Source organism: Acinetobacter sp. UBA5984, from assembly GCF_002429925.1.
GTDB lineage: Bacteria > Pseudomonadota > Gammaproteobacteria > Pseudomonadales > Moraxellaceae > Acinetobacter > Acinetobacter variabilis.
On sequence record NZ_DJBE01000081.1, the window covers coordinates 1 to 19,670 of the forward strand.

General features: G+C 38.6%; 18 protein-coding genes and 2 pseudogenes. 9 read left to right on the forward strand and 11 right to left on the reverse strand.

The features are described 5' to 3' along the window. Positions 1 to 152: 152 nt before the first annotated feature. Positions 153 to 530, reverse strand: a pseudogene (locus B3J29_RS13600) (tautomerase family protein). A 183-nt stretch (positions 531 to 713) separates the two neighbouring features. Here B3J29_RS13600 and B3J29_RS13605 point away from each other — a divergent pair. Beyond that, positions 714 to 1,004 (forward strand): hypothetical protein, encoded by a 291-nt coding sequence (locus B3J29_RS13605; RefSeq protein ID WP_004785797.1) that lies wholly within the window; start codon positions 714 to 716, stop codon positions 1,002 to 1,004. A 203-nt stretch (positions 1,005 to 1,207) separates the two neighbouring features. On the opposite strand, the gene B3J29_RS13610 is transcribed toward B3J29_RS13605, so the two are convergent. From B3J29_RS13610 to B3J29_RS13625, 4 genes are all read right to left on the reverse strand, one after another. Beyond that, positions 1,208 to 1,651 (reverse strand): BLUF domain-containing protein, encoded by a 444-nt coding sequence (locus B3J29_RS13610; protein ID WP_005235635.1) that lies wholly within the window; start codon positions 1,649 to 1,651, stop codon positions 1,208 to 1,210. Positions 1,652 to 1,865: 214 nt separating this feature from the next. Next, complete coding sequence (locus tag B3J29_RS13615; RefSeq protein WP_175967597.1) at positions 1,866 to 2,873, reverse strand: HlyD family secretion protein; 1,008 nt, start codon at positions 2,871 to 2,873, stop codon at positions 1,866 to 1,868. Positions 2,874 to 2,907: 34 nt separating this feature from the next. Continuing rightward, a complete protein-coding gene (locus B3J29_RS13620) occupies positions 2,908 to 3,108 on the reverse strand; it encodes a DUF1656 domain-containing protein (protein ID WP_005235637.1) in 201 nt (66 codons plus the stop codon). Between the two features lie 3 nt (positions 3,109 to 3,111). After that, positions 3,112 to 5,187, reverse strand: coding sequence for an FUSC family protein (locus B3J29_RS13625; RefSeq protein WP_286965853.1), 2,076 nt, complete (start codon positions 5,185 to 5,187; stop codon positions 3,112 to 3,114). A 424-nt stretch (positions 5,188 to 5,611) separates the two neighbouring features. Here B3J29_RS13625 and B3J29_RS13630 point away from each other — a divergent pair, with 424 nt between their 5' ends. Then, entirely contained in the window at positions 5,612 to 6,406 is a 795-nt protein-coding gene (locus B3J29_RS13630; RefSeq protein ID WP_286965855.1) for an IclR family transcriptional regulator, read from the forward strand. A 363-nt stretch (positions 6,407 to 6,769) separates the two neighbouring features. On the opposite strand, the gene B3J29_RS13635 is transcribed toward B3J29_RS13630, so the two are convergent. Beyond that, positions 6,770 to 7,699, reverse strand: coding sequence for a LysR family transcriptional regulator (locus B3J29_RS13635; RefSeq protein ID WP_286965857.1), 930 nt, complete (start codon positions 7,697 to 7,699; stop codon positions 6,770 to 6,772). Positions 7,700 to 7,833: 134 nt separating this feature from the next. Between B3J29_RS13635 and B3J29_RS13640 the strand changes: the two genes are divergently transcribed. The 3 genes from B3J29_RS13640 (at position 7,834) to B3J29_RS13650 (ending at position 9,558) form a co-directional block, all read left to right on the forward strand. Beyond that, positions 7,834 to 8,262 carry a DMT family transporter gene (locus B3J29_RS13640; RefSeq protein WP_004785781.1) on the forward strand — a complete coding sequence of 143 codons (429 nt, stop codon included), beginning with the start codon at positions 7,834 to 7,836 and terminating at the stop codon, positions 8,260 to 8,262. Positions 8,263 to 8,274: 12 nt separating this feature from the next. Then, the gene (locus B3J29_RS13645; RefSeq protein WP_034170895.1) at positions 8,275 to 8,739 is read left to right on the forward strand and encodes a DMT family transporter; all 465 of its coding nucleotides are present in this window, start codon (positions 8,275 to 8,277) and stop codon (positions 8,737 to 8,739) included. A 120-nt stretch (positions 8,740 to 8,859) separates the two neighbouring features. Beyond that, positions 8,860 to 9,558 carry a DUF1826 domain-containing protein gene (locus B3J29_RS13650; RefSeq protein WP_286965860.1) on the forward strand — a complete coding sequence of 233 codons (699 nt, stop codon included), beginning with the start codon at positions 8,860 to 8,862 and terminating at the stop codon, positions 9,556 to 9,558. Positions 9,559 to 9,623: 65 nt separating this feature from the next. Here the strand turns inward: B3J29_RS13650 and B3J29_RS13655 are convergent. The 5 genes and pseudogenes from B3J29_RS13655 to B3J29_RS13675 all read right to left on the reverse strand — a co-directional run. Beyond that, a pseudogene (locus B3J29_RS13655) lies at positions 9,624 to 10,025 on the reverse strand (flavin reductase); the annotation flags it as partial. A 189-nt stretch (positions 10,026 to 10,214) separates the two neighbouring features. Beyond that, positions 10,215 to 10,907, reverse strand: coding sequence for a metallophosphoesterase (locus B3J29_RS13660; RefSeq protein ID WP_286965862.1), 693 nt, complete (start codon positions 10,905 to 10,907; stop codon positions 10,215 to 10,217). Positions 10,908 to 11,355: 448 nt separating this feature from the next. Then, positions 11,356 to 12,672 (reverse strand): PQQ-dependent sugar dehydrogenase, encoded by a 1,317-nt coding sequence (locus B3J29_RS13665; protein WP_286965864.1) that lies wholly within the window; start codon positions 12,670 to 12,672, stop codon positions 11,356 to 11,358. 174 nt (positions 12,673 to 12,846) lie between these two features. Beyond that, a complete protein-coding gene (locus B3J29_RS13670; protein WP_286965866.1) occupies positions 12,847 to 14,571 on the reverse strand; it encodes a bifunctional protein-serine/threonine kinase/phosphatase in 1,725 nt (574 codons plus the stop codon). Between the two features lie 52 nt (positions 14,572 to 14,623). Beyond that, entirely contained in the window at positions 14,624 to 15,433 is an 810-nt protein-coding gene (locus B3J29_RS13675) for a formate/nitrite transporter family protein (protein WP_104426134.1), read from the reverse strand. Between the two features lie 280 nt (positions 15,434 to 15,713). Between B3J29_RS13675 and cynS the strand changes: the two genes are divergently transcribed. The 4 genes from cynS to B3J29_RS13695 all read left to right on the forward strand — a co-directional run bounded on the left by cynS (position 15,714) and on the right by B3J29_RS13695 (position 19,669). Continuing rightward, complete coding sequence (cynS, locus tag B3J29_RS13680; RefSeq protein WP_004785763.1) at positions 15,714 to 16,163, forward strand: cyanase; 450 nt, start codon at positions 15,714 to 15,716, stop codon at positions 16,161 to 16,163. Positions 16,164 to 16,505: 342 nt separating this feature from the next. Beyond that, positions 16,506 to 18,662, forward strand: coding sequence for a TonB-dependent siderophore receptor (locus B3J29_RS13685; RefSeq protein WP_286965869.1), 2,157 nt, complete (start codon positions 16,506 to 16,508; stop codon positions 18,660 to 18,662). Between the two features lie 71 nt (positions 18,663 to 18,733). Then, entirely contained in the window at positions 18,734 to 19,345 is a 612-nt protein-coding gene (locus B3J29_RS13690) for a DUF4198 domain-containing protein (protein WP_286965871.1), read from the forward strand. A gap of 42 nt (positions 19,346 to 19,387) precedes the next feature. After that, positions 19,388 to 19,669, forward strand: coding sequence for a hypothetical protein (locus B3J29_RS13695; protein WP_004647796.1), 282 nt, complete (start codon positions 19,388 to 19,390; stop codon positions 19,667 to 19,669). Position 19,670: the final 1 nt, after the last annotated feature.

Consider the following 19,670-nt stretch of genomic DNA (forward strand, 5'->3'; position numbering starts at 1 on the left):
TTCGTATAATGTATATTATGTTAAATAGAATATTATGCATATAGCCTATTTCTGTATGTAGCACTCACCAATTAGTTGATATGTCTTTTTCATCTAGTCGTGTTAAACGTAGGTATTGAGATTAGTCTTAAGGTTTTCTTTATATAAATCAATTAAATATTTATCTCACAACCTAGATGAAGCTCATCCGCAATTTTCCTTAAAATACCCCAGTTTTCTTTAAAAGTTTCAAATATGGTTATTTCAATATCATTAGATGTAATCCCACATAAATGACTTATATTTTTAATAAAAGCCTAAATAAATACTCTTTTGGTCTCTTCGTTCTTCCTTCAAACATTGAAACCTCGATAATGATATAAAATCTAGATCGATCCTTTGGATAAATAAAATTTCAGACTCTAAAGGTATAAATCGTTGAAAAATATTTTCCTCGAGATAACTTAGCTCTTTGATTAAAGCTTGATGGATAGCTTTATTCAATATACTTCGATTGTTTCATTTAAAGCATAAATTTTTATTTGAGACATTGTTTTCTACGCTCTTATAGTTACAGTTTTAATTATAGTGTGGGCTTTAATCTGGCTAGCATTGTTGTTCAGCATCATTCATAAAAAGTTCAATTATTTATACAAAACAACTAAATGCTGCCCTGTCTAAATTGTTAAAATTCTGGTCCTCTATAAAAAACTTGAAGATTGATAAGGACTAAAGTGAACAGACAACATGATTTACCTGAACTAAGTAAATATAGTGAGCTAAGTAGCGATGAACAAGTAGCTATTCATCAAATGCTTATCTCTTACGTACGCTCAGATCACTTTTATAATATTATCTTGACTCACAATGTTGAACCTTATGACTTGGTTAAGCTTGTAAGTATTAGTTTTGAGAATAGAGACGCAGCTATCTGGGTTCATTTTGAAACAATAACTGCTGAAAGACTAACTATGCCTCTCGATTTTATTTCAAGAATAGAAATATGTAATCAGGAAATATTTTAAATACTGAGACTTGAAGTGCTGAAATTTATTTAAGTTGTCTCGGAATTTTAAATCCATTAGAAATAGAGATGGTTAACCATCTCTATTTTTTTAAACTGAAAATTTAATTATTCTATAAATTTAAAAAACTTAAAATTATAAATATAACATGTAATATAGCAATTTCTTTAAAATAACATATCACATGTTACATCTTAATCTGACTAAGCCATCACCTGAGCTTTGTATAAATCATCTTCGTGCTGTCTGAGTAATTCTATAAAAGCAGGAATAGTGTCTGGTTCCAGGAGATAAGGATTAAATCCATCATGATGATTCTTGATAAAGAACTCAATGAAATCATTATGGACATTGGCATACTTCATGTGCCAACTGGAGAAAAGATATGAGTCGATTATTTCATAAGAGAGAATTTCACAGTTCTTATGGCGTGGATCTTTGACTATTCGATTGTAGAAAAGGTCTTTTACATCTTCTTCAGTACCTTCCAGACACTGGACAAAATAATTATTACCAAAATAGAGTGCGCCATAAATTTTGTGTAACTCATTAAATTCTAAGGCTTCTGTTAAAATATTATAAAGTTCAGAAGTAGAGTATCTCTCATCTTTGAACTTACTTACATATAAAAGCCTTACATCATTCATAATAAAAATTTCCTCCTGCTTAAAAAGATCCATACGAAAATATAAAAATTTGAACGAATGGTCAATAAAAATGTAATGACAAGGTAATTTAATGGTCAAATTACATACTTCTTATTATTACTGTTTTTATATAGCTATTTGATCTTTTAAATCAGGATTCATGACAAGGCTCTCTTTTCGTAAAGAACCTTGTGTTATTGAATTACAGGTCAGTTTATTTTTCTTGCTTTTCTATATGTACTGTTGCTGTTCGCCCTGCAACGAAGGCAAGTTCATTCTTTGGTAACTCATCCAGAATAATCTTAACAGGGACACGTTGGGCTAAACGCACCCAGCTAAAAGTTGGATTCACATTCGCTAAAAGTCCTGAACCAGCAGTACGCTCACGATCTTCAATCCCCGAGGCAATACCTTGCACATGGCCCTTAAGTTTTTGCGAATCACCCATCAGCTGAATTGTAGCTGGTGCTCCCACGTAAATTTTATCCAGTTTGGTTTCTTCAAAATAACCGACTACATAGAGCTGCTTGCGATCTAGTAATGCGGCAACTGCTTGGCCAACTTTGACATAGTTCCCTTCTTTTAATTCAAAATTTGATAATGTCCCATTTGCCGGGGCAACAACTTCTGAACGATGTAAATTAAGTTGCGCAAGATTGAGGTTATTCTCGGCGACTTGTATTAATGCTTTTTGCTGCTCGATATTCGCTTTGGCCTGTTCGGTTGCAGCTAAGGACTGCTCATGCTCGGCATGTGATTCATCCCGTGCAGCAAAAATCTGATCCTGTTCCTGTTTTGAAATAGCACCATCCATTAAGCTTGAATAACGACTTGCATTCTTGTCTGCCAGATGAATATTTGCTTGGGATTTCACGACATTGGCTTTAGCATTCACCAGTTCAGCCTCAGCTTGCGCTAGACCTGCTTTTGCTTTCGCAAGATCCGCACGAGCTTCTTGAACATCCAGTTCTTGACGTTCAACATCAATTTTAAATAAAGGCTGCCCTTTCTTGATGGTCTGGTTATCCTGCACCAGGACTTCTGTGACCAGGCCTGAAATATCTGATGACACCTGAATTACATCACCACGTACACGCCCGTCCCTCGTCCATGGCTCAGAATTATAATAATTCCAGATATGTCGAATCACTAAAATGGCGAGAACAGCCACTACCGTCAAAAGTACAGGTCGCAAATATTTGCGTAAATTGACAGATGTCATATACGGTTTTCCTCAATCATTTTAATATCAGACCTCATAGTAATAAGCCTGCCCAATGGACGGCGCCCAGCAAAAGTACGTAAGTGCATAAATAGAAAATATTCGGCATGATGATCCAGTCATTTGCGACTAGTCTGTCTAGCCACTTCATCAAGATTCTGAGCAGTACATAGGCAATCACAGCTTGAATCAATAAAATCGGCACATACACACCATAGATATTCAGCTCTCCCATGTATTAATCTCCTGCGCCTGCATATCTTGGCGGTGTCTTGATATGACATAAGCTGCTACGAATATTGTTGAGTGAAATATGCAGCCGTTCTACAACATCTGTATGTTCCTGCATGATGAGATCTGCTTCCAAAGCCTGTATTTTGTTAATTAACTGTGTGAAGGCAGCATCATAATTTTGTCCAATTTCTTTGGCACGAAAATATTCATCCAGCTGTATTTGAAGATCTTCGAGTTGCTGGGTCAAAGGCTGCTGTTCAGGTAACTTGAGTATGAGTTCTTGTAACCGTGCCAGATCCACGACGGCGCTGGATTCAATGAGTGCTTGATCGATTTTATTTTTTAGATCTTCAGATTCTACTGTTTTAGTATTTAATACCCCGATGCGGTCAATCATCGTACGTAAATGAATACGGAACCGTACCCCATAAGGAATATACAGTGCCTGACGAATGGCTCGGTTATGAATGGCCAAAATGCGCTGTACGGTTATATCTGGAGACATTGCACGGATCATATGGATAATAAATACAGCGATGATTGGCCCAATCACTGTACCAATCGCTGCATCAAAGAAAGAAATTTGATCCAGGGTATAACGGTTATGAAAATTCAGCCCCATGATCGTACCCATCAACAAAGGCAAACCAATTCCAACCAAGGGTGGATGCAAAAAAAGCATCAGGCAATATATGCAGAATGGTGCAAGTACAAGTGCTAACTGCCAGAACTCTATAATATTTGGAAAAATTCCATAGGCATATATGAAGATCACGATCGAAGCATATAAGCTACTACGAATAAACAGCTTTAATGCAGGCACCGGATTATCCAGCGCCGTTAATATACATGCACTAATTGCAGCCATTTCAGCCAGCATAAATCCAGCTTTCCAGCCGCTTAAGATCCAAAAGGCAGTAGCAATAAAAACAGTGAGGCATGCAGAAACCCCACCCCGCACTGCTACACCATGATCACGATGCAGAGTTGGATAGTTCGTAGTAAGTGGAACAATCATTTCAGGCAGTGAAGTATCCCCTTGTTGGATTCGCTGCCAGATCAACTTAATTGCATGGATATTCTGAATGAAATGACGGATATCCATTTTCAAGCTTTTCAATATTACAATTTGATCATCTTTTGAATGTTCAAAAATTTTCAGGAAATCTGTTTCAAAATCAGCAGGAAGCTGATTCAGTTCAGACTCTTTTAATGTATGTTCATCAGTTAGATATGTATTAATTTTGGAATGTAAATGTGCTAATGACTGGCGATATCCTGTATCAATGAAGTCTAACTGTTGCACGCGTTCTGACATTGCCACCAAATTACTCACCAGCATTGTGATCTGGTTCAGCATTTCCTGCAGTGGTTTGGTCATTCCCTGTAGAGCCGACTTTTCATAGCTTAAATGCACAGCCATGACATGAATATCTGCAATATCTGCAGCTAATTGGCTTAAAGCTTTTGTATAGTTCTGGTCTTGACGTGGTTCTAATAGAATTTTATTAAAAATCTGCTGAGTATCCACTAAGGTTTTACTGACACGACTTTTCACTGCGGGGCCAATATGCATTGGAAATATCGTCGTTGTCACAATCGCACTGCAAACGACGCCAATGGTAATTTCCAGAAAACGCCCTACCGCCATGTCAAATAATGAAGCAGTATCAATAAAGTAAATTATATTGAAGCAGATAATGACAGTCGTATATCCAGTCAGCATCAGTATATAACTGCGCGGTGTACGATCAAGCAGAGAGAAATATAAGCAGAGGCCAACCCAGCAGGATAAAAACAGCGTAAACAACCACGGTGTATTGATTAGCCAAGGAGTAACTGCAACTGCCACAATTGCGCCTAATAAAGTACCTAGTACACGATAGATACTTTTTGAAGCGGTCATACCCGTATAAGGATTGGCAATAACGAAAACTGTGCCAATAGCCCAAATCGGATAAGCAAGATCCAAACTCAACGCAATGTAGAGCGCCAAAATACCAGCCACAAACGTTTTAGTCGCAAAAATCCAGTCCATTTTATTTGGACGAAATGCGAGTAAAGATTTTATAAGCAGCATGATTTCTCTCTAAGAGCTTATTTTATTTTCTAAAGTAAATAACCTGCCCACCAAGCCCAAAGAGCTCAGTGACAAAATTTTTACTTGTTGAAAGGCTATAAAATTAGAATATTCAGCTGATTAAACTGAAACTGTCTGATGAAAATATAAAAAGCAAAAGATAACACTTTACTTAATTATTCATCATTAGATATTTACTTAATTAATTTTTTCAAATAAACGCTTTATTGTCAATAAAAATATCTCTATATGAGAATAAGTATGATTTTTTTATCATTGCATAGGCCGTTATGCTGAATATTTGTCTCTTTTCTTCCTATATCCTCATGATTCGAGAATTTTAGGTAAATAGTTGCCTCTACTAGCCTCTTTTAAGCTAAAGTGAGTCATAACCTTTTTCAATGGTCAGCACTTCAGGTTTTTTATGGCGCAAGCAAGTTTTGGAAAAATTCTTACTGTTCTCGATCTATTTTCGTTATCACGTTCAGTGATTAATGTAGATATCATCAGTGAAGAATTAAACCTCTCCAAACCCACCAGTTATCGCTATTTAAAAGAATTAGTATCGGCTGAACTTTTACAGCGAATCAGTGGCACATCCGGTGATTATACGCTGGGTTCAAAAATTGCTGTTCTGGATTATATTTCAAGAAAAACTGATCCTTTGGTACAGATCAGCATTCCCTTTATGCAGGAAATCGTCGAACGGACTGAATTCTCTTGTATATTGACTCATCTTAATTATGATTCTTGTATCGACTTACATGACGAAGTCTTTAAAAATGCACATCTGCTTTCATTTGGACGCGGTTGTCCACGTCCTGTCTATGTAGGCTCATCGTCAAAAGTCATCATGGCACATTTACCGAAGCAAGCTTTGCTTGATTATTATCAACGTTATGCAGATGCATTTGCAGAAGTGGGATTTGTGCAGAATGAAACCGCTTTTCTGGAACAAATGAGAAAGATTAAAAAACAGGGTTATTATTATTCTAGTGGTGAACTTGATCCTCAAGTTGCCGGTTTGTCTGTACCAGTTAAATTCTCTCTTAAAGAACCACCTTTAGCGCTTACTTTATTAGCTTCAAAAAATAGATTTGATTTCGTAAATTTGGAAAAATTAGTACAAATTCTTCAGGAGAAAGCACAGATTATTGAAAATAAGTTCCTTTACCATCCTGCAAGCACAAGTGACATTCGTAATAATTTAACCAAATAAAATTTAAATTATGTTTGAAAAACTATTCATATTCTCATAATATGATTCTTAGTCTTTAAGTCATAGCATTCTTAACTGAATTAAATGGCGAGAAGATTCCTCAGAGGTAAAAAAGCCTATTTCGAATGAGATAGGCTTTTTTATTTTAATTTTGGATTTATAACAATAATGCGGATACATTTAAGGAAAGTTAAGAATTTTACAATTGCGATGTGTAGATAAAATCTAAAGTTAGAAATTTGAAATCGTATAAATTCATCCATTTTATGCTTTTAATTTTAGCTCTACTTTAGAATCCTTCTTGATCAAAAACGAGATAACTAAGAAGCCCATTAAGCTTCCTATAATTGAATCATAAAATCTTTATAGCTTAAGAATATTATCCCAGTACGGCGGATCTCCAATTTCTTTTAAAATAAAATCAAGCACAGTTCTAACCTTTTGCGAACGAATTCTGTTTTCAGGAGAAACCAGATGAATCCCTATAGAATAAGGTTCCACTGTACTGATCCAGTCAGGAAGGAGTTGAACCAGTTTATGTGTTTTGAAATAGTCTTCCGTAAAAATCCAGGTTGGAAATAATACAATCCCCCGTCCTTCCAATGCCGCATCTACCAGGACTTCTGCATTATTGCTTCTTAAAGGCCCTTGTGGCTCAATTAAAAGCGGAGTGTCATGCTCTTGCTGACGGAAATACCAACGTTGGCTTCCTGAAACGCCCTTATACACCAGACACTGATGATTCTGAATCTCGTATGGGGAATGTGGAGTTCCATGTTTTTCAAGATATGCAGGACTCGCACACAGCACATATTGTTGATCACAGACCTTGCGTGCAATTAATGCTGAATCTTGTAATGAGCCAATCCGTATGGCAATGTCTACACCTTCTTGTACAGGATCAATAAAAGTATCCGTCAAGATCAGCTCGACTGAAAGATCTGGAAAGCTATCATGCAAGTTATTCACTATACGCGATATATGTAGCCTTCCCAGTGCAACCGCCGTATTGATGCGAATTAATCCTCTGATCGCATTTCTACCAGAAATTTCTTCATTGGCCAGATCTAGCGTATCAAGCACTTCCTTAATTTGCACAAAGTACTTTTCTCCTATGTCAGTCAGCCGGACAGAGCGTGTATTACGATAAAAAAGTTGCTGTCCAATTTCCTGTTCAAGTTTGGAAATAAAACGAGATACTGAGGAAGATGGAACCTGAAAATGCTTTGCTGTGGCTGAAAAACTGCCTGTGGTTGCTACCATCACAAAATAGCGTAATGCATTGAGTTGCATACCTGATCTATCCCTGAATTTAATTTAATCATTTTATTATTGTCATAATAGCAATTATGTTTTGAAAAATTACGGAATTGTAGCTTTTAGATAAGAGAATATAATCCGGTGCTTTCTTCCTTTGGAAAGCATATATGAAACAGTTGTGGATTTTCCCATTAGTCGTTCTTGCAGGTATGGGGTTATCTGTTGAAGCGGGTTTACTGGGTCCACTCGGGGAAGAAATTGGCCATTTCTGGGCAACCTTGGGAATTTTCGCGATCGGCTCACTGCTCTTAACCTTCGGACTGATCTTTAGCCGTCCAAAACTTTCTCTCATGTTCAAGCAGCCACGGTGGCAACTGACTGGTGGCATATTAGGCCCTATATATGTAGTAGCTTTAACTATAGCAACACCTCATATTGGCGTTGGCCTCACCATGGTGGGCATCCTTTTTGGCCAGGTTGCGACCAGTCTTATTATTGATCACTGGGGTTTGTTAGGTAGTCATAAACGGGCTGTAGATAAATATCGTATTGGCGCGCTGGTGGCTATTTTAGCTGCATTATGGCTTATTCAATAAGGAAGCTTCTCCATGATTTATATAATGTTATTAGTCGTTATTTTTGGCGGAGCAGTTTTATGTGCTCAATCTTCAATTAATGGTCGTCTAGGTGCTAAAGTAGGCGTATTAGAAAGTTCTTGGCTGACCTTTGTTTTAGGTGCTTTAGTCAGTTTTCTAATCGCTTTCTTTCTTGAACCAAACCATGCATTGAATTTATTCACAGCCCCAAGATGGCAATTAACAGGCGCATTTTTTGGCGTAGCCTATATGCTCACGATTGTATTTGCCATGCCTAGACTGGGGGCTGCTGCCACCACTGTCGCCGTCATTAGTGGACAGTTATTAATGAGTCTGCTCATCGACCATTTCGGATGGTTGAATAATCCGGTGATTCATTTAGATGGTTCCAGACTAGCAGCAATTGCACTATTAGCCGTTGCACTATTTTTTATCTATAAAAGTAATATTGCAGCCAAAGCACAAGCTGAAAATTAAGAGGCTATGAAAGGAAAGAGATTTTAGGTTTTAAAATCTCTTTTTTTATGCGGTCATAAAGTTATTGTGAGGAATCTAAGGGTAATATTAGGCATAGTTCATAAGTCATTTCATTTAAGCATGCATAATCAATTTTCAGGCAATAAAAAAATTCGTGTAGTTTCAAACTTTTCTGAACTTGTTAATTCGCATTTTAAGGATGAGATGAATGCGATTTGCTGGTCTAGGAATTTAGCGGGCGATTTTGCCGAGATCGTGAGTAAGTTTCATTTACAGGAAAATATAACTGAAGTTTCAATTGATGATCTTATGACACTCCAGCTGTCAGAAAGCGGTCATCTGGCAAGAAAGATTGTCTTAGAAGATATACAGCTACTGACTGACTACGGCGCTTCCCCTTCACTCAATCTGCTCAAATGCTATGAACGGGATAATGAGCTTGATTTCATTACTACAGATGTCTATTCATTCCATGTTGACCGCTCACCGATTGAAATAGATACTTTCTTATGTACCTATCATGGCGCTGCAAGCGATATCTTGCCCAATGATCAGGTGGAACAAAAGATTCTGATTCCAGAAATCAGGGCAAAGCTGAAAGAATTATATGATGGCCCAGAAGCCGGATTTGAAGATTTTCTGGAAGAATATTTCTTTGATCTGCATTATCAACCTAAGCCTGATGCCAAACCTGTCAATTTAGGTCAAGGCCATCTTTGGCGATTGGCAGTAGATCATCCCACCCAACAGGCTCTACCATGTGTACATCGGGCTCCAGTTGAAAATGAGGGTGAATACCGATTGCTTTTGATTTGTTAAATTCGATACAAATCTTAAAAGTGAGAAAATCCACATTATTTTATGGTCATCCTTCTCATTTTCATTCACGCAAATTCTATCTGTCCAACCGAATGGTAAGTACGATTAAAATATGCCAGGCTCTGATCCTGTTCGCTCCGTTGAATCGCAACCACTCGGCACATCAAGATACTGTGTATCCCTACTTGTTAGATATTCTCGATTTCACAGTCAAAACTCACTAATGCATCGTCTAATACAGGTGAACCTGTTTTTAGCGGTGTCCAAGAACCTAATTGAAATCTTCGTTCAGAACTGAATTTGCTGGATGCGAATGCATTGGAAATCTGTTCGTGCTGTGGACCTAAGACGTTCACTGACAAAATTTTGTTCTCAATAAAATGCACATGTGATCGAGATGACTGATTCATACAGACCAGCAATGTCGGTGGCGTATCGGTCACGCTGCATACCGCAGATGCCGTAAAACAAAGATGAGATAAATTCACTATAGCCGAATTATTTGTATGAATACTTACTTAAAATTAAATAGGACAAAATACAGTTTCTCATTCAAACATTAATGTAGATCGACTTTTGTAAAAATAAGCTATCAAGTTAATTTTAAAGGTAGAAGTTATTGATATATTTTTACAGCTGGTTCTTAGCAATAGTACCTAGTTTGCATCTTTTATTTTAACAACACACAACTTCTGCGTATAAGAAGAACCGACATCGATATAGTAGCAATTATCAATTTGGATATATTCTTTTACAATCGTATGACCCAGATAGATCTCATCGATATTTTTAACGGTTCCATAGCGATAAGAATGATTGCGAATTCTCCCTCTACCCCAAAGTGCATTGGTATATGCTGAAGTTAAGCCTGGAATTCTACTTTCACCTTTTGCAATTTTCTTTTTAAATACATTCCAGTCATTTAGCGCAATATCTGCGTGCAAAATGCCAATCTTTTTATGTTTTAGGTTTAGTTCAATGGCCAAAGGAAGTGCCGAAAAAATTTCACTGAGTTCATCCTGTTTTTCGGTAGATAAAAGATAGAACCACTCACCGCCATTCTGTGCATGTATATCTTGAATCCATGCATCATCACGGCCCTTAATACACATTTCCTCATGATTACCGCGAACGCAATAAAACCAAGGTTGATTAACCAATGAAACACATTCTAGATTTTCATTACCACGATCGACCAGATCTCCGGTACAAATCAGTAGATCTTTCTCAAAATTAAAATGAACTTTCTCCAGTTCTTGCATGAGCAAGCTGTAACAACCATGCAGATCCCCGACCACATATATGGCAGAGAAATCAGATCCATCAATTACCTTAGTTAAAGTGTTCATAAATATCTTCTATAAACTGGAACCCTAGCTGCCAAACCTGAAGCAAAAGATGATTTTTAAATCATATCTTTTAATTTTAATGCTGTTTATAACTGGAAAGTAATTATTTATACACTACTATTGACTGATTTTTATCTTCAAAAGCCTTTGTAAAATATAACAATATTCACATAATGTTAACTTTTGTATAAATATATTATTTTTTTGTAAGTTTTGGCTTACATAGATTGGAGTAAATACTCTATATCCTGATTCCTCAATTTTTGACATTATGTTTCACATAAAGAGTCAGCAAGGAAAGCTGATAATAATCGCATTACAACGATAATAAAGTCGAAAGACAGCGAACTTACTGGGATGGTAAGTGATAAAAGTAGAGACTACAGCCGCTAAGCCTTATAGTTTTGGGAGAGACTATAAGGCTTTTATTTTATTAGTATCTAATTATTTATTGATTCGGTGATACTCGCCAAATCACGTTCCCTACATCATCAGCAACTAATATTGCACCTTGGTCATCTGTAGTCACACCCACAGGTCGGCCAAATGCATCTCCATTTTTGCTTAAAAATCCGGTCAGAATATCTTGAGGCTGCCCAGAAGGCTGACCATTTTGAAATGGCACAAAAATAACTTTATAACCGCTATGAGGTTTCCTGTTCCAGGAACCATGCTGGCCAATAAGTGCTCCATCACGATATTGAGGCATTAAATTGGCTTTATAAAATGTTAGTCCCAAAGAAGCAGTATGATTCCCCAATGCATAATCTGGCTTAATTGCCTGTGCGACCAGTTCAGGCTTTTGTGGTTTTACTCGTGTATCTACATGCTGGCCATAATAACTATAAGGCCAGCCATAAAAAGCACCATCTTTAACCGAAGTCATATAATCAGGAACTAGATCATTACCCAGCTCATCGCGCTCATTCACTACAGTCCATAAGGCTCCACTCTGAGGCTGCCAGTCCATGCCATTGGGATTACGCAGGCCTGTAGCAAACGGCCGGGCTTGACCTGTAGAAAGGTCCAATTCCATGATCAGGGCGCGTCCTTCTTCCTGAGCTATGCCATTTTCAGCCACATTACTATTGGAGCCTACCGTAATGTAGAGCTTCGTGCCTGTAGGATTGGCAATAACATTTTTCGTCCAGTGATGATTTAAAGGGCCTGCAGGCAAGTCTAATACATTAGTTCCTTTTTCTTTGATCTGGGTCATACCTGGCTGATAAGAGAATCGCACTAAAGCATCTGTATTTGCGACATAAAGCATATTACCCACTAAGGTCATTCCAAACGGCGAGTTTAAATTTTGCAGAAATACCGTTTTCTGGTCAGCAATGCCGTCTTGATTACTGTCACGCAGCAGGCTAATACGGTTGGCGCTTGGATAGGATGATCCTGCTCCTCTCATCACCATTTTCATGATTTTACCTTTAATCCCTTTACTGTCTTCAGGCTTAGGTGGAGCATCAGTTTCAGCTACGAGTACATCTCCATTCGGCAATACATATAACCAGCGCGGGTGTTGAAGGCCTTGTGCGAATGCTTGCACTTTTAAACCTGGTGCTGGCGTCGGCATGACACCTTCAGGCCAACCTTTTGCAGGGGCAATGTTGACGACCGGAAACAGTCTTGATTTTGGTTCAGGTAAAGACGGCTGGGAGCCATAACTATCTGTTGCAGGTGTTTTGGATGAAACTGTACAGCCGGTAAATGCCAATATCATTACGGTACTTAAGGCTGATAGGAGAAATTGAGCCGTCATGGTAGTTCCTTGCTTTTTGTTTTTATCTCTCCCATTTTAAAAGGTGGTTGAAGTTGTAATGATATAGTTCTTGTAGTTTCTGGTTGTGGATTGATTGCCATAACTATACTAGTGAGGCAAGCTGTCCAAAGCATAGAACACGGTCTAATTTTTTACTTATATTCACTCCAACCTTTAAACAAATGGCCATGCAATACTTAATAAAAGTAAAAGTCCTAATACAGCACAACTGATTTGCCAGAAACGTAAAGGATCACGTTCAATAATGGTAGGGGCTTTGGATTTTAATAATTCCTTGGATGGGTGTTCCAGATCATGGATCAATTCAGTCAATGCCTCATAACGATACATTGGCTCGATACTCAGTGCCTTTTTTAGAATATGGTCTAACCAAAGTGGTAAATCTGGCCGATATTTTTGAATGGAATGATATTGAACTTTCTTCAGCTGCTTCAGCGTATTACAACGAGCCAAATCTGTACCATAAGGAAGCTGTTTAGTCAGTAAATAATAAGCCATTGCCGCCAAAGAAAATTGATCAGACTGCACGGATGGTGAATGTTCGATGAAATATTCAGGTGCCATAAATGCCAAGGTACCAAGTGGCCGATTCACATGTTTAGGATTAATTTCGACTAAACCTCGTACAGCAGTTGAACCATAATCAATCAGTTTGACTTTAAGTGTATTATCAACGTTTAAGACCATGATATTTTCAGGACGTACATCTTGATGCAACATTTCCAGTCGGTGCATTGCATTTAAGGCCAATGCTGTTTGCTGCAAAATAGGGAGAATATCTTCCATCTGCAAAGGCTTTTTCTGTTGATGCAGCCAGCGATCTAAGGTTTCTCCCTGCAAATATTCATAACTCTGGAATAAATATTTTTTCTCTGATTGATGCGTATAACATTGCAGCAGATTTTCGTGCTTAAGACGCTTTGAAACCCAGTCTTCAAGTTGAAACTGTTCAACAGCCTGTTCATCTTGTTGTAAATCTACTGCCAGACTTTTAATCACTAGCGGTTGCCGATCATGATCGTGTGCCAAATACAGGCAACTGCGGTGATTTTGGTGCAGGATTTTGTCAATGGCATAGCCTTCAAATGCTTCACCTTTGCTGAGCTGGGGTGGAAAGACATAATCCTGGTGCATATAAAACTGATCTGGTTCAGGCAACTGCTCAATACGGAGCACTTGAAGACTTAAATTATCATCACTGCCCTGTTTTAAAGCCTGTTCAACCAGGAATTTGGCAAGCTGATTTAAGTGATCTGCTGCTAAGGTGAAATCTAATAACTGTTGGTCTGTAACAAACTCATAAACCCCATCAGTCATGAGTAGAAAGACATCTTTTTCTTTTAGTTCAAGGCTTTGATAATCAATTTCAATACGATAATCCACGCCTAAGGCACGACTGAGATAATGTTCTGTCGAAGACAGACAGACGCGATGATCATGGGTTAATAATTCAATTTCACCATCTCGGATTCGATAAATACGACTATCACCGACGTGAAAAATATGCGCCTGATGCTGCTTTAAAATAAGTGCGGATAAGGTACAGACATAGCCCCGATCTTTATCGAAACGTCCCTGACTTTGTTGAGTTTGTGCATATAACCATGAATTAGTGGCACGAATCACCCGTGCTGCTGAAGTCTGAGTGCTCCAGGCATCCGAAGTCGAATAATAATCAGAGAGAAAACTGCTAACGGCTGTTTCTGCGGCAATGTGACTGACATTGCTACTACCGATCCCGTCGGCAATCGCACAAGCTATACCTTTTTGCTTCAGTACATGACCTTCTGGTAAAAAGATGCCATAAAAATCCTGATTCTGATCTTTATTACCAGCCGTAGAATATTGTCCAATAGCGACTTTTAATGTTTTTTTCATATTGAAAACTCAAAAAAGGGATCATATTGATCCCTTTAAAAATGATTCATTATTAGAATTCTTTTTTCGCGCCAGTACGTACATGTGTGGTGTAAAGTGCCAGACCTGTTAAGGCTAAACCACCGACCAGATTACCTAAAGCAACCGGTAATTCATTCCACAGGAAATAATCTGCAATCGAGAAGTCACCACCCATCATCATGGCAAATGGGAACAGGAACATGTTTACCACTGAATGTTCAAAGCCCATGGCAAAGAACAGCATCACTGGCATCCACATTGCGATGAACTTGCCACTCACCGTAGTTGACATCATTGCGCCAATCACACCTAAAGACACCATCCAGTTACACAGCATGCCGCGAATAAAAATAGTCATCCAACCTGAGAAACCATAAGCCGCATAACCCAAGGTCCGGTCTTCACCGATATGAGAAATTTTTTCACCAACTGGATTCGGATCAGTTGCAAAGCCCATGGTATAAACCGCAGCCATCAGGACTGCAACGACTAAACACCCAGTAAAGTTACCTAAAAATACCAGCCCCCAGTTTTTTAAAATGCGTGCCCAGGTAACGCCAGGACGTTTATCCAGCCATGCCAGCGGTGTCAATACAAATACCCCAGTCAGCAAGTCATAGCCCAATAAATACAACATGCAAAAGCCAACAGGAAACAGTAATGCGCCAATCAGTGGCACACCAGTTTGCACTGCAATCGTAATTGCAAATACGGCTGCCAAGGCCAAAATTGCACCTGCCATAAAGGCACGAATCAGAACATCACGGGTTGCCATATGAAGCTTGGATTCACCCGCATCTACTACTTTTTTTGCAAACTCCGCAGGAGCAAGATATGCCATGTTGTCGTCCTCTTTTTCAATATACGGACCTGTTTTTCGAAAAAAAGACGCCTAAGATCACTGAAGACCTTAGGCGCCGTTGCCTTGAATATTAGAACAGGTAATGGTGAATGGCGTCGTTGCCATGTATATCGAAACAGAAGCAAAAGCTGTGCCACAAAAAATTAATAATCGCTTAAATATTCATTTTCTATTTAGCATGAACTCTAGAATACTTTTGGCATGATATCTGCATTATCCGTTCTGCATACATTCATTTGAGAATAATTTGGAGAGGATTATGATTACCCATCGTCAACAAGTAACTGACATGATCATTTCAGCGAAAGTTTTAAAGTCAATTAAGTGGTCAGATGTTGCCAAAGAGATTGGTCTTTCTAAAGAATGGGTAACCGCTGCATGTTTAGGTCAGATGGCGTTTAATAAAGAGCAAGCAGAAAAGATTGGTCAGATTTTTGGCTTAAGTGATGAAGCCGTTGCATGGCTACAGATCGTGCCATATAAAGGTTCCCTGCCAACCAGCGTACCGACTGATCCTTTAATTTACCGTTGGTATGAAGTGGTGAATGTATATGGTTCTACCATTAAAGAACTGATTCATGAAGAATTCGGTGACGGTATTATGAGCGCGATTGATTTTAGTATGGATATTCAACGCGAAGAAAATCCGAATGGCGACCGCGTCAATGTCGTATTGTCTGGCAAGTTCTTGCCTTATAAAACTTATTGATCAATTCCATTTATAAAAAGCCATCAATGTGATGGCTTTTTTTTATTTCATTTTTCTTTTTATATTTGAGCATTAATCGCATTCTATACATGAAAAATATTTAGCAAATACTTTATAAATTTAAAATTAACATGAAATCAATAATTTAAATATTATTTTACTATAATGAATCGTTTTTATTTTAAGCAAAATCTTAATCCCTTCTTTTAATCTGCTTTAACTGCAAAGTATTCCTCTATCAATGAGTATTTTTTAATTTAAATTTCCTATCGTATTTAGATTGATTTAAAAATATCTAATCAATAACATTAGCGATAATTATTATCATTTACATTAATTAAAATGTTTTATACCAATCATCCAACTTTCAAGCTATCTTTGCTCAGTTTTGCTATTTTGATGACCCAGCAAAGTTTTGCAGAAAATAGTCAGCAGCTTCCTACCATCACGATAGTCACTGATGCAGCACAAACAACAGAAAGCTCTGAACAGACTAAAAGCTATATTATTCAAAATTCTGCAACAGCTTCTAAACTAAATATTCCTCTTAAGGAAACGCCACAAACAGTGAATGTAGTGACGCGTCAACAATTAGATGACTTTGCACTGGATAATACCCGTGATGTACTCCGTAACTCACCGGGGATCACTGTAAGTAACCAGGAGACCGAACGAACTTCCTATCTATCACGTGGTTTTGAAATCTCAAACGTATTGGTAGACGGCGTTGGGATTCCGCTTGAAGGCTATAACTACAATAATGACAATCCAGACAGCTTTTTATTTGACCGTATTGAGATCGTTAAAGGTGCAAATGCCTTAAATAATGGTATTGGCGATCCAGGCGCTACCATTAATATGATTCGAAAACGCCCTACTCAGGAGCTTCAAGCCGCGTTTAATACCAGTTATGGTTCATGGAATACCCAACGTTATGAAGCAGATGTTTCCTCTCCCCTGACACAGGATGGAAAAATCAGAGGCCGAGTATTTGGCTATCAGCAGACAGGTGATAGTTATCTGGATCACTATGAACTCGAAAAAAATGGCATTGGTGCAGTTGTTGAGGCTGACCTGACTGATTCGACCTTAATAACTGCTGGTTATACCGAAACGAATCATAATCCAAATGGTGTCAATTGGGGTTCCAATCCTTTAATCAATACTGAAGGTGAACAGTTAAGCTATTCAAGAAATTATAATTACAGTCCGGACTGGGCCTACTGGGACAGTAATATTAAAAACTATTTTGCCGAGATCGAACAACAACTTGGTGCTGATTGGAAAGCTAAACTGAGTTATGAGGAAAAACGGACTGACCGGGATTCAAAACTTTTATTCCTGTCCGGTAAACCTGGTGCTGACGGTACTTCAGGTATTTTCTTATATCCAGGCATGTATATTGATGACAATAAAGAACAACAAGCCAGCCTGAGTTTTAGCGGCACCTATCCGCTTTGGGGACAACGCCATGAAGCCTCATTGGGCTATGTCTGGGCCAAAAATCATCTGGATGAATTGGGTTATGCTGGCAGCTTTGTCAATCCGCTGACCACAGATTTAGCCAGCTTTACACCCGAAGAACCAAGCTGGGATATGTCGAAAACCAGTGGTGAAATGCATATCCGGCAGAAGAACCAGAGCCTTTATGCTGCGACCCGACTGCATCTGAATGATGATCTGAAACTGCTTTTAGGTGTGAACTACGTTCAGGCTGAAAGCAGTGGCAGTAGTTATGGAAAAGATACTGTTTATGATGAAGATAAAGTTTTACCCTATGCCGGTCTGACCTATAATTTTAGCCCTGAATATACAGGCTATCTGAGTTATACCTCGATTTTCCGTCCGCAAACCACCAAAGCAGATGATGGCAGCATTAACAAACCGATCGAAGGTGAAAGCTATGAAGTCGGAGTCAAAGGTTCTTGGCTAAATGACAAGCTTACCGCCACCATGGCTGTGTTCAGAACGGAGCAAAGTAATTATCCGCTTCGTGATTCTGATGGTATCCCGACTTTACGCACAACTCAGGTCAGTGACCTGCGTTCCCAAGGCTACGAGTTTGGCTTGGCGGGACAACTGACCGACCATTTTAACTTAAGCTTTGGTTATACCCAGTTTAGCCTGAAAGATCTGATCAATGGCGGTGATGCGCGTACCTTCAATCCAACCCAGTCTTTTAATCTTTTAACTACCTATCAGGTGCCACAACTTCCAAAACTGAAACTGGGCCTTGGTGTGCAATGGCAGGATAAAACTTATCTAGAAGTTCCTGAAGCTGCTACAGAGGGTGTTGTTACCCAACAAGCAGGCATTATCAAACAGGATGCATATGCGCTTGTGAATCTGATGGCCAGTTATGAACTCAATGATCACATTACTTTGCAGGCCAACGGGAATAATCTGACCAATGAAAAATACTTATTTAATTTCCCGAATCAGCAAGGCTTCTATGGTGCACCGGCAAATTACAGTGTGGCCGTGAAATTTAAATATTAATTTTTAAGCTGAGCCTTGACGACATGTTCAGGGCTAAATCATCACTACATACACAAAAATGGGTAAAACAAATGAAAAAAATGATCGCTTTGACCCTTGGACTGTCTATGACACTTTCAGCTCAGGCGCATATGCTTTGGCTAGAACGTGGCACAAATCAGCAGACTCATGCGTTCTTTGGTGAATATAGTGAACAGCTCAAAGAAACGCAGCAAGGTGCCCTCAAGTCTTTCAATCAGGCAAAGGCCGTTCAGGCCAAAAAAACATTTAGTCCTCAAATGCAACAGGATCATTTGCTCTATGCAACCCAAGGCCAGACCGATGTCCAGCTCACTCATGAATTGATCTATGGAGAATCATTGCTGAGCTATCATGCCAAATCCTGCAGACAAAACTTGAAAGCAGAGTCCCAACTGGATATTGTCCCGACCCAGATCAACAGCAATACATTTACGGTACTGTATCAGGGTAAAGCTGTTGCGGATGTTGAAGTCACAGTCTTTTCCCCGCAATTCTGGCTAAAAAAATACACCACCAACGGCCAAGGCCAGATTACCATTGCCACGCCATGGAAAGGTCAATATGTCATTGAAGTCGGCAAAGAAGCAGACAAGGCAGGAAAATTGAATCAGCAGGTCTATAAAAAACAGTATCTGGTCACGACTTTAAGTTTTGTTCATTAAGTTTTTAGATTTTCATCAGTATAGATTTATTCAAGGCCAAATATGATGTCTGTTGTAGTGCAGCCACTCGCCATTTTCTATCGCTTAGGCATGAGCTTTGGAATGGGCTACTTGTGCAGTTATTTGATCGCACTCGATCTGGCTTACTTTCTACAGGCTTTTCTGCCCAAAGCAGAATCCGTCTATTTGGCCGCCGTTATTGCCCTGATTTTTTATGTCTGTTTTGTGATTGGCATCTTCTGTATCCAGAGTTTAAAAAAGCTTTCGGTCTATAGCCTGCTTCCTTTCCTTAGCTTATTTACCATCTCCCGCTTCATAGGTTAAA